The sequence below is a fragment of the Acutalibacter sp. 1XD8-36 genome (assembly GCF_009917525.1).
Taxonomy (GTDB): Bacteria; Bacillota; Clostridia; order Oscillospirales; family Acutalibacteraceae; genus Acutalibacter.
In genome coordinates, this window is the sequence record NZ_QZDU01000006.1 from 125082 (window position 1) to 140439 (window position 15358).

Here is a 15358-nt window from a genome sequence, read left to right on the forward strand (position 1 = left end):
ATCGTTCCTAACTTAGAAGCTTCTCTTATACTCTCTATCGGCGGGAATTAAGAAAAAGTTTAGGCCCGGCTTCAATATTTGCCAAATTTCTGCGACTATATATATGATACCAGAGAAAAGGAGCTTAAGCATATGAAAAAACTGTTTCTGTCCGCACTATTATTAATGCTCTGCCTGCTGCCCGCCTGCGGGAGACCCGCAGTAGAGCCCGCCGCTTCCCCCGCGCCCTCCCCCTCTCCAACCCCTATACATACCCCTATGCCTACCCCGGAAGCAGCTGAAGCCCCGGCGCTTGAAAACGCCTGGGGCTCCGCGCTCATAATCAATGTCAGCGAAGGCGGCCTTATAGTTCTGCTGGACGACCCTAATGGTACGGCGCGAATGCCCATGCCCGATAAGATAGGCTTTGCCTCTGAGGAACTGGGCACAGAGCTTCTGCCCGGCATGACCGTAGAGCTCGCCGGAATCGGGGGCGGCATACTGCTCACCTCTCCCGCACAAATAAACCCAAGTGAGCTTATGGCTGTGTCCTATGACGGCGGGCTTATAAACCTGTACCGTGAGATGCTCTGCGAGCTTGAGGGCCGCAGCCCGGAGCTGGACGAGGGCACCGGCTTTATCTGCATAGACCTGCATAACGCCGCAAACCTCCCCTTTGGCGCCGGCGGGGCCATCACCTGGTGCGCGGGCCTATGGTTTAGCAGGGACGTCCTCAGCGGCACCCTGGGCTGGCTCAATGATAACGGATACCTCAGCGGCCCAAACCTGCACTGGAAGGACGGCGTATTTATCGAGCTTCGGACCGAGGACGTAACCGAGGACAGCTTCACGCTTATCTGCACTAAGCAGCGCAGCCGGGAAGAAAAGCTCTGCATGACTGTAAAGGCCGAAAAATCCGACGGGCTCTGGACCTGGCGGGAGGCATAAGCCTGGCTATACCCTTATCTCCGCCTTGATTTTCCCCAGCGCCCCCTTCTCCAGGCGGGACACCTGGGCCTGGGAGATACCCACCAGCCCCGCCACCTCCATCTGGGTCCTGCCGTCCAGAAAGCGCATGGAGAGGATTCGCTTCTCCCGCTCGGAGAGGTTGTGGATAGCCTCCTTTATGGCTATCTCCTCCAGCCACTCCTGGTCGTCGCCGTCCCCAAGCTGGTCCATAATATACACAGGGTCGCCGCCGTCTGAGAATGTGGGCTCATAGAGGGACACCGGCTCGACTATGGCCTCCAGGGCCACGACCACGTCTTCACGCTTCACCCCCAGCTCCCCGGCTATCTCCTCCATCCCCGGCTCTCGGCCGTTCTTGGCTGTAAGGCGCTCCTTGCACTGGATGGCCTTATATGCCGTGTCCCTCATGGAGCGGCTCACCCGCACGGAGTTGTTGTCCCTAAGGAAGCGCCGGACCTCGCCGATTATCATGGGCACCCCATAGGTGGAAAACTGCACCCCCTGTGAGACGTCAAAATGGTCTATGGCCTTCATCAGCCCAATGCACCCCACCTGGAACAAATCGTCCGGGTTTTCCCCCCTGTTCCCAAAGCGCTGTATCACGCTGAGCACCAGCCGCAGGTTGCCCTGTATCAGCTTCTCCCTTGCCCCCTTGTCCCCGTCATGGGCGCGTATGAGCAGCTCCCTCATTTCGCCGCTTTTCAGCACCTTCAGCTTCGAGGTGTTCACCCCGCATATCTCTACCTTTCCCTGCATAAAAGAATACCTCCTGAAGTAACTTCAGAAGGTATTCTTTGCATTTTAGCGCTGATTTAATCCCAGACTCTTAAATCCACCTGGCTTCAGTCATCTTGTCCTCAAAAGTAATGGACCGCTTGAGCACATCGCAGGCCTTCACAAGGCCCTCGTTCTGGCTCATCAGGCTGTCCTCATGCTCAATGGACAGCACATAGTCGTAACCCACCATGCGCAGGTTGCTGACAAATTCCTTCCAGAACAGCTCATCGTGACCGTAGCCAATGCTGCGGAATATCCAGGTGCGGTTCAGCTCGTCGGCGTAGCTGATGGTATCGAGGGTGCCGTTTACAGGGGCGTTGATGGGGTCGATAATAGCGTCCTTTGCGTGCACATGGAAGATGGCGTCGCCGCCCAGAGCCCTTATGACCTTGATGGGGTCCATGCCCTGCCAGAACAGATGGCTTGGGTCAAGGTTCGCGCCAATCTCCGGGCCCACGGCCTCACGGAGCCTGAGTAGGGTGCGGGTATTATGTACGCAGAAGCCCTGGTGCATTTCCATGGCTATCTTGTTTACGCCGTGCTCCTTTGCAAAGGCCACGAAGTTCTTCCAGTAGGGGATGAGCACCTCGTTCCACTGCCACTCCAGGAACTCGGGGAACTCATTGGGCCAGGCGCAAACCACCCAGTTGGGGTTTTTGCTCTCGGGGCAGTCGCCCGGGCAGCCGGAGAAGGTGTTTATCTGGTGGATACCCAGCTTCTCAGCCATGAGCACCGCGTTATGCAGGTCGTCGTCAAACTCCTTGGCTATCTCCTTATTGGGATGCACAGGGTTGGCATGGCAGCTAAGGGCGCTTATCTCAAGGCCGGACTCCTTTACGGTGGTGACGAACTCGTTGAACTTCGCCTCGTCGTGGAGCAGCACTCCCGGGTCGCAGTGGTCCTTGCCGGGATATCCGCCGCAGCCAATCTCCACCATCTGGGCGCCCAGGCCCTTAAAGTAGGCCAGCGCCTCCTTCAGGGGGGTACTGCCGATAACATTTGAAAGAATACCTAATTTCATTGGTATGCACTCCTTTGATTTTATTTTGGCTTCTGGAAATATTATACAAAATAAAGAGCCAAAAATCAATCCCATTTAAAAATTATTTTGGCAAATATTTATTCGCCCTCATAGTACCCGGCCTCGTCCTCCAGCCGGAAAACCCGGTTCACTCCCATGCCCCAGACCCCAAGCTTCCCCGAGTCCGGGTAGACCGCCGCGTCCAAATCATTCACAGCGTCGAAGTCAATATACGTCAGTGGACCCTCTCCGATATTGGTCAGCTTATGGGCCCCGCCCTCCCCCGCCGGGAAGAACAGCAGCTCCCCGGCCCGGACGGTGCGCTCGCCCTCTGGGGTGCGCAGGGTGCCCTCGCCGCTTATGATATAGAAGGTCTCCTCGTCCTTCACATGGTAGTGATAGGGGTACGCCGACTTCCCCGGGGGTATCTCGTAGACGCTTACCACGCACTTCCGCGCCTCGCCCCGGCGCACAAAATACCCGCGGGTATACTCGTACCCCTCGTGCTCAGCTTTGTGCCGGGAGTCAAGACAGTCTACAGGCTCATGCAGGACCTTATCTGTAGGCTCCACGCTCAGCCCTCCCTTTTAAAGGTGCCTGTCACCAGCTCCATCAGGTGCACTGCCCTGCCTCCGTCCTCCTCAATGCACAGCCTGCACCTGTTGCAGTAGCAGAGCACCAACTTCCCGCCGTGCTTCGCAGCCTGGTTTGGCTGAAAGTGCAGGTCGCCACAGTAGTCCGCCCGCTCACGGTTTTCAGGTATCTCCTCAAAAGCCACGCCCATTTTAGCCAGCAGGCTCCGCACCGCCCCGTGTATCTCCGGGTGCTCCCTGTCACGCCAGCAGTCCTGTATGCTCACAGTGAGGCCGCTGTAGTCCGGCAGCTCGAATATACCTTCCCGGTCCAGCCACACAAACAGATTCTCCGGCACAAGCCCCGGGAATCGGTTCTCCAGGGTCTCCCGGCAGGCCTGGCAGAAATACAGGGCCCTGCCGCCCTCGGGGTACTCCCGCCTGTCCGTCCGGCAGCACCCTGCCACCGGCATAAGCCCGGCCATCCGCTCACGGAGCAGCTTCGCCGCCTGGGGGCTGGCTTTATTAAAATTACAGCTTGGGAAATATATGCTGCCCATAGCCTACCCCTTTATGGACTCCATCAGCCCGCCGCTTTTAATAATATTCTGCAAAAACTCCGGGTACGGCTGGGCCTGATAGGTCTTTCCGGTGGTCTCGTCAGTGATGACCCCAGTGTCAAAGTCCACCTGTACCTTATTCCCGGCGGCAATCTCCTCGGCGGCCTCCTGGCACTCCAGGATGGGGAAGCCGATGTTTATGGAGTTCCTGTAGAAAATCCTGGCGAAGGTTTTGGCTATAACGCAGGAAGCCCCGCTGGCCTTCAGCGCGATAGGCGCGTGCTCCCGGGAGGAGCCGCAGCCGAAGTTCTTACCGGCCACCACCACGTCCCCGGGCTTCACGTTTTTTACGTAGTCCTTGTCGATATCCTCCATGCAGTGTACCGCAAGCTCCTGGTGGGAGGCGGTGTTTAGGTACCTGGCGGGGATTATTACGTCGGTGTTTACGTCGTCGCCGTATTTGTGTACTGTGCCTGTTGCGTTCATATTATTTCTCCTTTACTCTCTATTTCTCATACTGTAAGGCCACATAAGGCAGTATGGCCCAGGTTATCTCGTCGGCGGTATAGCTGCCCGTATGTATCATGGACATATGGTCGGAGGTGGACGCCCGGATGCAGGGGAACTCCCCGCACTTCCGGCACGAGCCCAGCCCTCTTTCAGCCGCGCAGCTCTTGGCATGACAGGGCTCCTCCTTGCAGTGGCAGGTATCGCTCTCGCACCCGCCGCAGCGCATGGACCAGTCAGTCAGCCCATATACCCTGGTGAGCAGGGGTACCATCATCTCCCGCCGCTCCTCGCTCTGCCCGGTATAGTGCACGCACAAATCGCACCGCTGCCCGCACTGTCCGTAAACGGCCTCCTCCTTTGGGAACGGCTTGCGGTTAGGCTTTTTCTTTATTAATATCAGCGGCTTTATCTCCTCCAGCCGCTCCAGGCTGTCTATGCCGAACATCATCCACTTGCCGTCGTGATAGGTCTTGGCGCTGTCGTAGACCTCCTGCACCCAGGGAGAAAACTCCTTCCGCCTTTCCTCGAAGGCCTCACGCTCCCCTTTGCCGAAGATTATCATGAAGTCAAACCGCCCCTCCCTGATGTACACCGTGAGGATGGTCTTCTTGCCCTGTTTAAACTTCAGCTCGTCCTTTCCGTTGCCGGACTCGTCCAGCCGGTACTTCCCCCGCATGAACACCATGGCCTCGTGGCTCACTCTCTCAAGCCCAGTCACATCCTCACCTCCGAGTGGTAATACCGCTCCTGGAAATGCGTCAATTCCTCTATCTGCTTCCTGGTGAACTCCATCCCCTCCGGGGCCAGCACCCACTTCTCCTCCACGTCGTCAAACCGGTGGATAATTGCAATGAGCCTGCCGGTGAACTCCGTGAGGGGCACATCCACCCCCAGCACATAGGCGTCCTGTTCCTCCCCGTCCGGGGCCATGAGGCCTGGCACATAGCCATAGTTGATGGGGTATATTATATCCGGGTGCTTTGGGTGGATTGTCCCAATGGGCCTGTCCATCCTGACGGTCACCAGGTCCCCTATCTTCATCGTGCTCACAGCTTAGCCGGGTCAGTCAGGTACCCGGTAACGGCGCTTGCCGCCGCCACCGCCGGGCTCGCCAATATCACCTCGGATTCCACGTGGCCCATGCGCCCCACAAAGTTCCTGTTGGTGGTGGACACGGCCCTCTCGCCCTCGGCAAGTATGCCCATGTAGCCGCCGAGGCACGGCCCGCAGGTGGGCGTGCTGAACACGGCGCCGGCCTCTATGAATATCTCAGCCAGCCCCTCCCGCACACACTGGAGGTATACCTCCTGGGTGGCGGGTATCACTATGCAGCGCACATTTTTAGCCACCTTCCTGCTCTTTAGTATCTGCGCCGCTATTCTCATGTCGCTGATACGCCCGTTTGTGCAGGAGCCTATCACCGACTGGTCTATCTTCACATCGCTGACCTCTTCTATGGTCTTCGTATTCTCCGGCAGGTGGGGCATGGACACTGTGGGCCTTAAAGCCGACAGGTCTATAGTCACCGTGCGGGTATACTCCGCGTCCGCATCCGCCTCAAAAACCCTGGGCTCCCGCTGGAATCTGTCCCTGCAGTATTCAAGGGTCTTCTCGTCCACCGGGAAAATGCCGTTCTTCGCCCCGGCCTCTATTGCCATATTGGCAATGGTAAACCTGTCGTCCATACTGAGGGCGGCAGCCCCGGGCCCTGTAAACTCCAGGGACTGGTACAGCGCGCCGTCAACGCCAATCTCACCGATAAGGTGCAGCACCACGTCCTTGCCGCAGACAAACCCTGTGGGCTTGTTGATAAGCTCCACCTTTATGGCAGAGGGTATCTTGAACCAGAGCTTGCCGGTTATCATAGCCGCCGCCATGTCCGTGGAGCCAACGCCTGTGGAGAAGGCCCCCAGCGCCCCGTAAGTACAGGTATGGGAGTCCGCGCCCACAACAGCGTCCCCGGGGCCTACCAGCCCCTGCTCAGGCAGAAGGGCGTGCTCTATGCCCATCCTGCCCACATCAAAGAAATTCTTGATGTCATACTTGTCCGCAAAGAGCCTTGTCTGCTTGCACTGCTGGGCGGCCTTGATATCCTTGTTCGGGGCGAAGTGGTCCAGCACCAGGGCTATCTTCTCCCGGTCAAAAACCCCCCGGGCCCCGCAGCGCTCAAACTCGTTGATGGCAACCGGCGAGGTTATGTCGTTGCCCAGCACCATATCAAGACTGGCCTCAATAAGCTGTCCCGGCTGTACAGACGGGAGCCCTGCATGGGCGGCTAGTATCTTTTGTGTCATCGTCATAGGCATATGGGTGCCCTCCTCATTTTTATATAATAATACATATATAAAATATATAATATTATTCTGCAGTTTCAGTGCCGGCCTTTTCGCCCTTCTCAAGGCGCTCCAGGAGCTTCACCGAATCCTTATGGTACTCCGTCAGCTTCTCGTCCTTCTCCACAGCTCCGTCCGTGGTGCGTATGGACACGCTCAGGCGCTTGCACAGCTCCTCCACCACCTTGGGGGTCCAGTTGTTCAGCTCGTTGCCGGAGGCGGTGAAATCCCTGAGCCCGATATAGTCCTCCCATGGTCTGCTGGCATTTTCAATGTCCATGGCCCCGTCGGGCATTGGGGTGCCGTCGTTATACATAAAGAAGCCCTCCAGCACGCTCCCCAGGGCCTTGACCCCCTCCTCGTCGTGGATATATATCATGCAACTTCCAAGGGACGCGTCCCCTGCAAAGCGGGTGTATGCCGCCTGGAGCAGCTGGTAGTCCTGGGTAGTGGACTTGTCCCCGAACACATAGTTATTCACCGTGACCTTCACTTTTCCGTCGCCGTTCCTGTCGTCACAGTACGGCACAAGGTAGCTCTCCAGCTCCTCACGCACCTCTGTGGGCAGGCTGAAGGAGGTTATCAGCCCGACCGTATAGTCCGGGTCCACCCTCGTCACCACAGACACTATCCAGCTTATCACCAGCGCCGCAGCTATAGCCGAAAACAGCAGTATGCGCTTATTATAATGCCACCAGTTCTTAAACTTGTCCTTCCTAGTTTTCAGCTCTATCACGCCGGTGTGTATGGTGTCTTCCCCCACATCCAGCAAATACCGTTCCCGGGCCATTACAGTACCTCCAAATTATCTGTGTTTATTTAAGAGTATTGTATTACCTTTGTGGGGTATTGTCAAGTTAATAAACTGTGAAGGCATGGGCTATCTCAGAATCTCCTCGAGGAATCTCCTCGGGCGCAGCGAGAGCCTGCAAAGGGCGGAATATGGTATATGCCTCTCCTTAGTAAATCTTCCGCTAAAAAGGGTTTATTGTTGATATCTACCCCTACTGATTATTTACCTTGTATAAGGATAACTGTTTTATCATATACTATAACAGGAGTAATGTAAACAAGATTCTCCTATGATAGAATAAGTTTCAAAAGGAGGGGTGATGTAGATGGATGTAACAAAGAGTATTGTGAGCTACGAAGCCGCTGCATACGGTCATGTCCGGGTCAAACTGGCTGAAATGCTGGATTCCAGAGGCATCACACGCAACAAGCTTCGGACGCTTACCGGTGCAAAGTATGAGGTAATCGACAGGTACTATAAAGCTGTCAATGTAGAGATGGTCGACCTGGACTTCATTGCCAAGGTGTGCTATGTTCTGGAATGTAAGGTTGAAGACCTGCTTGAGTATGAGTCAGAAGAATAACAAAAGTACCGGGGGAATCCGGTACTTTTTGTTTATGCTATTTGCACATGATATCCAATCCAGGATATAGTCATACCCTCACCGGGCAGAAGTCAAACCCCTTCTCCAGTTCCTTTGAAAGCCGCACAATAAACCCGGCCAGCAGCTCGATACACTCCTCAATATCCTTCCAGCTGCCCACCTCCACCGAGCTGTGCATATATCTCAGCGGTATGGACACCAGCGCCATTGGCACGCCCTCACAGGCCCTGTTCACCGTGTCCCCGTCCGTGCCGGTGTGCCCGGCGGCAACCTCGAACTGCACCTTTATCCCAAGCTGGGAGGCGGTCTCCTCCAAAAGGGCGTTCATCCTTTTGTTCACCGCCGTGGCCCTGCACAGCACCGGCCCGCCTGAGAGCTTCACCTCCCCGGTATCCCCCGGGTCCGTGCCGGGGGCGTCGCTGGCCCAGGTCACATCCACAGCTATGCAGCAATCGGGCTTTATGCGGCTGGCGGCATAGTACGCGCCCCTGCCGCTTGTCTCCTCGCCCACTGTCGTGGCGGCGTATATCCCCATACCGGCCCCCTTCGCAGCGGCAAGCTTAGCCGCCTCCAGCACCACAAAGGCCCCGGTCTTGTCGTCCAGCGCCCGGCAGGTAAACAGGCCGTTCATGAGCTTCCGCACCTCTGTGTCCGCGCAGACCGGGTCCCCCACAGAGACCAGCTTCTCCGCCTCCTCCCTGGTGTTGGCTCCGATATCCACTATGAGGTCAGTATCCTTCACTTTGTCCTTCTCCAGAAGCTCACTTGACGTGGCGATTACCCCCGGTACCCTCTCACCCCTATGGCAGACCTGCACCGGCGAGCCGATATAGAGCTTCGGGGCCACGCCGCCGTCCTTCATCAGCCGCAGCCTGCCGGACTCGTCAATATAAGTCACCTGGAAGCCTATTTCGTCAATATGCCCGCAGAGCAGTATCCTGCTTTTAGCCTCCGGGTTCACAACGGACACGGCGTTGCCGCTGGGGTCGGTGAGCTGGGCGTGGGCAAAGCCCCTGCCGAAGTCCAGGGCCTTTTTCTGGATATACTCCTCGTGCCCGCTGACCGAAGGGGTGTTTAAAAGCTCCTTCAGAAATTCTCTGTTCATTTTCCGTACCTCACTTTATAATAAATTATTTATTGCTCTTTCCCGTGGCTTCCTCCACGTCTATTCTCCACACCGCCGTGGCCCGAAGGCTCTTTCCGGCTGTCTCCTCAAACTTATCCATATTCCCCGGCGCGTACTTCTCGCATATGAGCCGCAGCCCCAGCATTTTCTCCCTCTCTTCGGTGACCTCAAAGGCCCTGCCCTTTAGTATCGCCGACTCATACTCCGTGGTAAACTTCTCCGGCACGGCCCTTGTATCTCCAACACATACCACCGAAACCCGGCTGTCCTTCCGGATACAGTCGGCCTTTGTCCCCTTAAGGGCGCTGTGGAAGTAAAGGCTGCCGCCATTTACGGCAATGCTCACCGGCACGGCATATGGCTCCCCCTCGGGCCCGATAAGCCCCAGCACGGCATACTGGCACCTGCCGGCTACCTCCATTGCGAACTCCTTTGACATCTCCCTGTCTTTTCTGCGCATTGAGTAAACTCCAACTCCTTATATTTTTGTTTGCTTAAAGTATAACACAACCAGAAACTAAAGACAACAGAAAAAGGGCTCTTGACTTCCTCGCCTGCCCCTGATATTATAATGGTATAGAGCCCGGCGTCCCTGTGGTGGTACCAGTCATGGCCTCCCATCATATTATGTTCACATCACGTACCGAGAAGGAGAGGCTATGAGATTTAACTTCAAGACCACCATGCGGGCCTGCTTTGTCAGCAACATAGTCCAGGCTGTTGTCAACAATTTCGTGCCCCTGCTGTTTATCACCTTCCAGCAGGACTATCATATCCCGCTGAGCAAAATAACCCTTCTGGTCACAGTGAACTTCGGGGTGCAGCTCCTGGTGGATATGCTGGCGGCAAGGTTTGTTGACAGGATAGGCTACAGGACCTCTGTAGTGGCGGCGCAGCTGCTGGCGGCGGCAGGGCTCATATTGCTCACTGTGCTTCCAGGGCTAATGGACCCCTTCACCGGTATTTTAGTGTCGGTTATAGTCTACGCCCTTGGCGGCGGGCTGATGGAGGTCATAATCAGCCCCATAGTCGAGAGCTGCCCCACGGACAATAAGGAGACCGCCATGAGCCTTCTGCACTCCTTCTACTGCTGGGGCCATATGGGTGTGGTGCTGGCGTCCACGGTGTTTTTTAAGCTTATCGGCATAGGGAACTGGCGGATACTGGCCCTTATCTGGGCCGTGCTGCCAATTATCAACAGCGTGGTCTTCGCCTTCACCCCCATCGCCCCCCTCCTCTCAGAGGGTGAGCGGGGCATGGGCCTGCGGGGGCTCTTTAAAAGCAGGGTCTTCTGGGTGCTCTTTTTGATGATGCTCTGCGCCGGGGCCAGCGAGCAGGCCGTAAGCCAGTGGGCCTCGGCCTTTGCCGAGCAGGGGCTGGGCGTCTCAAAAGCCGCCGGGGACCTGATGGGCCCTATGTCCTTCGCCGCCTTAATGGGGCTCTCCCGGGCCCTGTACGGACATTTCGGGGAAAAGCTCAGGCTTGAGCGGGTAATGAAGTTCAGCGCGGCGCTCTGCGTGGTTTCATACCTGCTGGTGGCACTTCCCCCCTGGCCCATGCTGAACCTTCTGGGCTGCGGGCTCTGCGGCTTCTCCGTGGGCGTAATGTGGCCCGGCACCCTCAGCAAGGCCTCCCGGGTCCTGCACACCGGCGGCACGGCTATGTTCGCCCTGCTGGCCCTTGCCGGGGACATAGGCTGCTCAGCCGGCCCCACCTTAGTGGGCATGGTGTCCTCAGCCGCAGGCGGGGACATGAAGCCGGGGCTGCTGTCGGCAGTGGGCTTCGCTGCCGTAATGCTCTGCTGCCTGCTCAGCATTGCCCCAAGCCCGAAACACAATGTGAATACATCAGAGACGTAACATGCAAAGGAGAAAGAATATGCGTAAAGGCCGACTTTTTCAACTGTTATGCCATCTTTTAGAGAAAGGCCAGAGTACCGCCGGCATTATTGCCGAAGAGTTCGGAGTGTCCGTGCGCACAGTCTACAGGGACGTTGAGACCCTTAACGCCGCGGGCATACCCATCTACGCCGAGACCGGCCGCCACGGCGGTATCTGCCTTATGAAGGGCCTGGTGATGGACCGGGCCGTGCTGTCCCAGGAGGACCGCAGGAAGATACTGGACGCCCTGAAATCCGGCGGCGAGGACTCCCTTGAGCCCATCCCCGCCTCCCTGCAAAAGCTTGCGGAGCTTTTTGACCTGCCGGCAGACGAGTGGCTGGAGCCCGGCTTCCAGGGCCAGGCCCCCGGCCCCAACGACCGCATAGAGTTCCTGCGCCGGGCCATAATCCAGCACCATACCGTGGTGCTCACCATGGCGGACAGCGCCGAGGGGCTCTACCGGGTCCACACCATGCCCCTGCAGGTCTGCTGCCGGGAGGAGGGCTGGTTCCTTCGCGCCTACTGCCCCGAGGAAGGGGAGTACAGGCTGCTGCCCCTGTCCCATATTCTCAAGTGGAAGCCCACCGTTGAGAGCTTCGAGCCCATGTCCTTCCCCGAGGAGGCCCCGAAGGAGGAGGCCCCCACGGCGCGGGTGGTGGTAAGGTTCCCCGCCGGCATGGTGGACCGGGTCTTCGCCGCCTTCGACTGCACTAACATACACCGCCGCAAGGACGGCGACTTAGAGCTGCGCCGGGATATGCCCATCGACCAGGCCCTTGTGAACAAGCTCCTTGCCCTGGGCCCCGAGGCCGGCATAAGCTCACCCCCGGAGCTCCGTCAGCAGGTGGCTGAGAGGGCCCGGGCCATATACGAGGCCAACCTATAAGCTATGCTTTTAACTTACCTGCGGGTGAGCTGGTAAAAGGCCACGGCGCTGGCGGCAGCCACATTCAGGGAGTCAACCCCCCGGGACATGGGGATTCGCACGGTGTAGTCGCACTGAGCTATAGTCTCCCGGGCAAGGCCGTCCCCCTCGGTGCCAAGGACAATGGCGAGGCGCTCCACCTCTGAAAGGCGCGGGTCCCCTATGTCCAGGGAGTCGTCCAGAAGGGCCATTGCCGCCGTCTTAAAGCCCAGCCCATGTAGAAACTCCGTCCACTCCTCCGGCTCCTCACTTGGGAGATACGCCCATGGCACCAGGAACACATTGCCCATGCTCACCCTTAGGGCCCTTCTGTACAGCGGGTCGCTGCCCTTTGAGGTCATGAGCACCGCGTCTATGCCGAGGGCGGCGGCGCTTCTGAAAATAGCCCCCAGATTCGTGGGGTTCATCACATTCTCAAGCACAGCTACGCGGCCGGCCCCCCGGCAGACCTCCTCCGGTCCCCTAAGGGCCGGCCGTCGCATTGCCGCAAGCATCCCCCGGGTCAGGTGGAAGCCTGTAAGCTCACAGAGCACCCGCTCCTCTGCCACATATACCGGCACGCCCGGGCACCTGTCAATAAGCTCCCGCCCCTTTCCGGCGGCGTGCTTAGCCTCCATGAGGAAGGACACCGGCACGCAGCCCGCGTCCAGGGCCCTGCCTATCACCAGGGGGCTCTCCCCTATGAACAGCCCGTTTAAGGGGTCAGCCCGGTTTACAAGCTGGTTTTCCGTGAGCCTTGCGTACACGTCCAGCTCCGGCGCGCCAAAATCCTCTATCTCTATTATATCAGCCAATATGTACACCGTCCTTTCGGGGTAATTATAGCTTATTTCGGGGAAAACTGCAACTGGGGGCCTGTCCCCCGGGAAGGAGAAATTATTATGACAATCCCTCCACTCAAGCGGGAGCAGAAAGAGACCCTTCTGGGCCTCTCCCTCCTGTTCGTTATCCTGTTCCTGCTCTGCAGGCTGTTCCCCCTGGTGGGCGACGACTGGTACAGGGAGGCCCTCGGGTCCAATATCCACAGCCCTGCGGAGCTTATCCGCGAGGTCGCCTACCGCTGGTCCACCACCAACAGCAGGATATTCGCGAATATCCTGGCCTTCTCCGCAGGCAGCAGGCCCCTTCTCCGGGAGCTCTATCAAACCTCCTTCACCCTTGCGCTTATCGCCCTTCTCAGCCGTGTCACCGGGATAAAGGGGGCCCGGGGGCTAATGCTCTGGACGGCGGGGGTGCTGGCCCTGCCCCTGCCCATTTTCTCCCAGATACACTCCTGGGCGGCGGGCTTCTTCGTGTTCGTGCCCCCTACGGTACTGCTGCTGGGCTGCCTTGCAATAGTCCAGCCGGTCATAGACGGCGGTGAGCTTACAGAGAGCCGGCTCAGATGGGCAGCGCTGTTCATAATGGGCTTCCTTCAGGAGCTCGCCGCAGAGCATAGCGCCCTGTTCGGTATCTGCGCCGCCGGAGCCCTCCTCATATGGTACCGGCTGGAGCGGAAAAAATGGTCCCCCTCCCTTATATCAATGCTCATAGGCTGCGTGCTCGGAGCGGCGCTGCTGTTCGCCTCACCCTCCTACAGGCTTATAGGCTCCGGCGGCACTGACTATTATAAGACCGGCCTCACCGGCGGCCTGGGGGGGCTCATACAGAGCGCCTTTCGGAACCTGCCCACCATCGCCAAATACTTTATCCTGGACTGCCCTGTGCTCTACTGGTCCCTCACCCTGCTCACCCTGCTGCTGGGCCTCCGGCTCCGGGGCGCTTTAAACTGGCTGCTGAAAGCAGTTCTGGCGGCGGGGTGCCTCTCCCTGGCCATCCTCCCCGCCCACCGGATAACCGCCGCCTTTATCTGGGCCCTGGCCCTCGCCGCCGCCCTCTTCCTATGGCTCCCCGACCGCATAAGCCGCGCCCGCACGCTGTTCTTCCTCCTCAGCGCCCTTACCGCCGCCGGGCCGCTGCTCTTTGTAAACCCCATCGGGCCGCGCTGCCTGCTGCTGTCCTATGTGCTGCTGCTGGCTGCGGCAGGTAGCGTCCTCAAGGCACTGAAGCCGGAAAACTTCCCGAAGCCCGCCACATGGCTGGCCCCTGCGGTCCTCTCCCTGACAGCCCTCGCCGTCTGCTTCGCCGTATTCGTGCCCATTCATAAGACCGAACTCCAGCGCACGGAGATACTGGAGGAAGCCATGGCCTCCGGCGCAAAAAAAGTAACCGTCCCCGCCTACGATAACAGCCGCTGGCTCTGGGACGCTGACAGCGCCTTTAAGCTCGGGCAATACTATTATCATGAGACCCCTGGGGACGTGGAAATAAGCTTCGAGCCCGGCCCTCAGTCCAAATGAAACAGCAGAGGAAGGTCAACTGACACCGGGCTGTTGTCGGGGTTTGTGTCCATGATATCAGCCATATAGTCCCACCATCTGCGGTTAATCTCCGTGTCCGCCCCCTCAGCCCACAGCGCCTCATCCTCAATCTCTATCACCGCGAACAGGGTCAGGGTCTCCTCATCCAGGAAAATCGAATAGTCTCTGCCGCCATGGGCGTGAATCATCTCTACCATCTCCGGCCACAGCCGGTCGTGCCTGCGCTTGTACTCCTGGGCCATGCCCGGGTAAAGCTTCATTTTGAATGCCTTCTGCATGGGGTACTCCTTTCAGTTTTCGGGTATTTTCTAATAGGATAGCACAAAAGTACCGCAGGTGCAATGGGGGCATGAGAAAACTATGCTTGACATTTTGGGAGATAGGCGGTAAAATATATGGTGTTGTATGGAAGCGTGTCGATTGGGTCGTAACGGGCTGTGTTTTTAAGGAAAATATGCGATGCCATAAGCCACAATCTAATATACAATATACGGAGATGTACCCAAGTGGTTGAAGGGTCCGCACTCGAAATTCTGTGGGGTGAATGGAACGTGAGAGACCGAGAGGCCGCGGAAATGCTGGGGATTTTGGAATTCGGCGGTCGCGGGGCTGGTCGAGTTCTAAGGTCAATTCTAAGATAACAAACGACACAATTTTATATACGGAGATGTACCCAAGTGGTTGAAGGGTCCGCACTCGAAATCTTGCGGGTGGAGTGGAACCGGAGGGGCTGGGAGGCCCTGAAAACACTGGGAATTTTGGAGTTGGGTGGACAGAGATTTGGCCGAGTTCTAATAGAAATTCTAAGAATAATCAAATAGCTGTTGACCTGTGATATTCAGGTTAATATATTCGGAGACGTATCGAAGTGGTCATAACGGGACTGACTCGAAATCAGTTGTACCTCACGGTACCGTGGGTTCGAATCCCACCGTCTCCGCCAAGGCGG

At 57.5% G+C, this 15358-nt stretch carries 18 protein-coding genes and 1 tRNA gene; 6 read left to right on the forward strand and 13 right to left on the reverse strand.

The window, feature by feature from the left end:
- Nucleotides 1-132: 132 nt before the first annotated feature.
- The gene (locus D5270_RS11090) at nt 133-927 is read left to right on the forward strand and encodes a hypothetical protein (protein ID WP_166544157.1); all 795 of its coding nucleotides are present in this window, start codon (nt 133-135) and stop codon (nt 925-927) included.
- Nucleotides 928-933: 6 nt separating this feature from the next.
- Here D5270_RS11090 and sigG read toward each other — a convergent pair whose 3' ends face one another.
- The 9 genes from sigG to D5270_RS11135 form a co-directional block, all read right to left on the reverse strand.
- The gene (sigG, locus tag D5270_RS11095) at nt 934-1704 is read right to left on the reverse strand and encodes an RNA polymerase sporulation sigma factor SigG (RefSeq protein ID WP_161474265.1); all 771 of its coding nucleotides are present in this window, start codon (nt 1702-1704) and stop codon (nt 934-936) included.
- Between the two features lie 70 nt (nt 1705-1774).
- Entirely contained in the window at nt 1775-2746 is a 972-nt protein-coding gene (locus D5270_RS11100) for a sugar phosphate isomerase/epimerase family protein (RefSeq protein ID WP_166544158.1), read from the reverse strand.
- A gap of 98 nt (nt 2747-2844) precedes the next feature.
- Nucleotides 2845-3318 carry a cupin domain-containing protein gene (locus D5270_RS11105; RefSeq protein ID WP_330587502.1) on the reverse strand — a complete coding sequence of 158 codons (474 nt, stop codon included), beginning with the start codon at nt 3316-3318 and terminating at the stop codon, nt 2845-2847.
- A 2-nt stretch (nt 3319-3320) separates the two neighbouring features.
- A complete protein-coding gene (locus tag D5270_RS11110) occupies nt 3321-3878 on the reverse strand; it encodes a hypothetical protein (RefSeq protein ID WP_166544159.1) in 558 nt (185 codons plus the stop codon).
- Nucleotides 3879-3881: 3 nt separating this feature from the next.
- Entirely contained in the window at nt 3882-4364 is a 483-nt protein-coding gene (gene leuD / locus D5270_RS11115; RefSeq protein WP_166544160.1) for a 3-isopropylmalate dehydratase small subunit, read from the reverse strand.
- Nucleotides 4365-4383: 19 nt separating this feature from the next.
- The gene (locus tag D5270_RS11120) at nt 4384-5106 is read right to left on the reverse strand and encodes a DUF3788 family protein (protein WP_166544161.1); all 723 of its coding nucleotides are present in this window, start codon (nt 5104-5106) and stop codon (nt 4384-4386) included.
- A complete protein-coding gene (locus D5270_RS11125) occupies nt 5103-5429 on the reverse strand; it encodes an inorganic pyrophosphatase (RefSeq protein WP_166544162.1) in 327 nt (108 codons plus the stop codon). Before D5270_RS11125 ends, D5270_RS11120 begins: the two co-directional genes overlap by 4 nt.
- Nucleotides 5430-5434: 5 nt before the next feature.
- Nucleotides 5435-6694 (reverse strand): 3-isopropylmalate dehydratase large subunit, encoded by a 1260-nt coding sequence (leuC, locus tag D5270_RS11130; protein WP_166544163.1) that lies wholly within the window; start codon nt 6692-6694, stop codon nt 5435-5437.
- Between the two features lie 52 nt (nt 6695-6746).
- Entirely contained in the window at nt 6747-7511 is a 765-nt protein-coding gene (locus D5270_RS11135; RefSeq protein ID WP_166544164.1) for a hypothetical protein, read from the reverse strand.
- 328 nt (nt 7512-7839) lie between these two features.
- On the opposite strand from D5270_RS11135, the gene D5270_RS11140 reads away from it, so the two are divergent.
- On the forward strand, nt 7840-8097 hold the full coding sequence (locus D5270_RS11140) for a helix-turn-helix domain-containing protein (RefSeq protein ID WP_161474257.1): 258 nt from the start codon (nt 7840-7842) through the stop codon (nt 8095-8097).
- A 70-nt stretch (nt 8098-8167) separates the two neighbouring features.
- Here D5270_RS11140 and D5270_RS11145 read toward each other — a convergent pair whose 3' ends face one another.
- Together D5270_RS11145 and D5270_RS11150 are read right to left on the reverse strand one after the other, a co-directional pair.
- Nucleotides 8168-9223, reverse strand: coding sequence for a M42 family metallopeptidase (locus tag D5270_RS11145; RefSeq protein ID WP_166544165.1), 1056 nt, complete (start codon nt 9221-9223; stop codon nt 8168-8170).
- 25 nt (nt 9224-9248) lie between these two features.
- Nucleotides 9249-9704 (reverse strand): pyridoxamine 5'-phosphate oxidase family protein, encoded by a 456-nt coding sequence (locus D5270_RS11150; RefSeq protein ID WP_166544166.1) that lies wholly within the window; start codon nt 9702-9704, stop codon nt 9249-9251.
- Between the two features lie 199 nt (nt 9705-9903).
- Between D5270_RS11150 and D5270_RS11155 the strand changes: the two genes are divergently transcribed.
- Both D5270_RS11155 and D5270_RS11160 read left to right on the forward strand, forming a co-directional pair.
- Nucleotides 9904-11103: an MFS transporter gene (locus D5270_RS11155; RefSeq protein ID WP_166544167.1), complete on the forward strand. Its 1200-nt coding sequence runs from the start codon at nt 9904-9906 to the stop codon at nt 11101-11103.
- Nucleotides 11104-11122: 19 nt separating this feature from the next.
- Complete coding sequence (locus D5270_RS11160) at nt 11123-12010, forward strand: helix-turn-helix transcriptional regulator (RefSeq protein ID WP_166544168.1); 888 nt, start codon at nt 11123-11125, stop codon at nt 12008-12010.
- 14 nt (nt 12011-12024) lie between these two features.
- On the opposite strand, the gene D5270_RS11165 is transcribed toward D5270_RS11160, so the two are convergent.
- Nucleotides 12025-12843 (reverse strand): TrmH family RNA methyltransferase, encoded by an 819-nt coding sequence (locus D5270_RS11165; RefSeq protein WP_166544169.1) that lies wholly within the window; start codon nt 12841-12843, stop codon nt 12025-12027.
- 87 nt (nt 12844-12930) lie between these two features.
- Here D5270_RS11165 and D5270_RS11170 point away from each other — a divergent pair, with 87 nt between their 5' ends.
- A complete protein-coding gene (locus D5270_RS11170) occupies nt 12931-14388 on the forward strand; it encodes a DUF6056 family protein (protein WP_166544170.1) in 1458 nt (485 codons plus the stop codon).
- Here the strand turns inward: D5270_RS11170 and rhaM are convergent.
- Nucleotides 14376-14669: an L-rhamnose mutarotase gene (gene rhaM / locus D5270_RS11175; RefSeq protein WP_442858603.1), complete on the reverse strand. Its 294-nt coding sequence runs from the start codon at nt 14667-14669 to the stop codon at nt 14376-14378. The genes D5270_RS11170 and rhaM overlap by 13 nt on opposite strands.
- A gap of 594 nt (nt 14670-15263) precedes the next feature.
- Here rhaM and D5270_RS11180 point away from each other — a divergent pair.
- Nucleotides 15264-15352: transfer RNA gene (locus D5270_RS11180), tRNA-Ser, on the forward strand.
- The last annotated feature ends 6 nt before the right edge of the window (nt 15353-15358 follow it).

Coding starts and splice junctions, on each gene's coding strand:
- D5270_RS11090 (WP_166544157.1), top strand. CDS start 133: ATGAAAAAACTGTTTCTGTCCGCACTATTATTAATGCTCTGCCTGCTG.
- sigG (WP_161474265.1), bottom strand. CDS start 1,704: ATGCAGGGAAAGGTAGAGATATGCGGGGTGAACACCTCGAAGCTGAAG.
- D5270_RS11100 (WP_166544158.1), bottom strand. CDS start 2,746: ATGAAATTAGGTATTCTTTCAAATGTTATCGGCAGTACCCCCCTGAAG.
- D5270_RS11110 (WP_166544159.1), bottom strand. CDS start 3,878: ATGGGCAGCATATATTTCCCAAGCTGTAATTTTAATAAAGCCAGCCCC.
- leuD (WP_166544160.1), bottom strand. CDS start 4,364: ATGAACGCAACAGGCACAGTACACAAATACGGCGACGACGTAAACACC.
- D5270_RS11125 (WP_166544162.1), bottom strand. CDS start 5,429: ATGAAGATAGGGGACCTGGTGACCGTCAGGATGGACAGGCCCATTGGG.
- leuC (WP_166544163.1), bottom strand. CDS start 6,694: ATGCCTATGACGATGACACAAAAGATACTAGCCGCCCATGCAGGGCTC.
- D5270_RS11135 (WP_166544164.1), bottom strand. CDS start 7,511: ATGGCCCGGGAACGGTATTTGCTGGATGTGGGGGAAGACACCATACAC.
- D5270_RS11140 (WP_161474257.1), top strand. CDS start 7,840: ATGGATGTAACAAAGAGTATTGTGAGCTACGAAGCCGCTGCATACGGT.
- D5270_RS11145 (WP_166544165.1), bottom strand. CDS start 9,223: ATGAACAGAGAATTTCTGAAGGAGCTTTTAAACACCCCTTCGGTCAGC.
- D5270_RS11150 (WP_166544166.1), bottom strand. CDS start 9,704: ATGCGCAGAAAAGACAGGGAGATGTCAAAGGAGTTCGCAATGGAGGTA.
- D5270_RS11155 (WP_166544167.1), top strand. CDS start 9,904: ATGAGATTTAACTTCAAGACCACCATGCGGGCCTGCTTTGTCAGCAAC.
- D5270_RS11160 (WP_166544168.1), top strand. CDS start 11,123: ATGCGTAAAGGCCGACTTTTTCAACTGTTATGCCATCTTTTAGAGAAA.
- D5270_RS11170 (WP_166544170.1), top strand. CDS start 12,931: ATGACAATCCCTCCACTCAAGCGGGAGCAGAAAGAGACCCTTCTGGGC.
- rhaM (WP_442858603.1), bottom strand. CDS start 14,669: ATGAAGCTTTACCCGGGCATGGCCCAGGAGTACAAGCGCAGGCACGAC.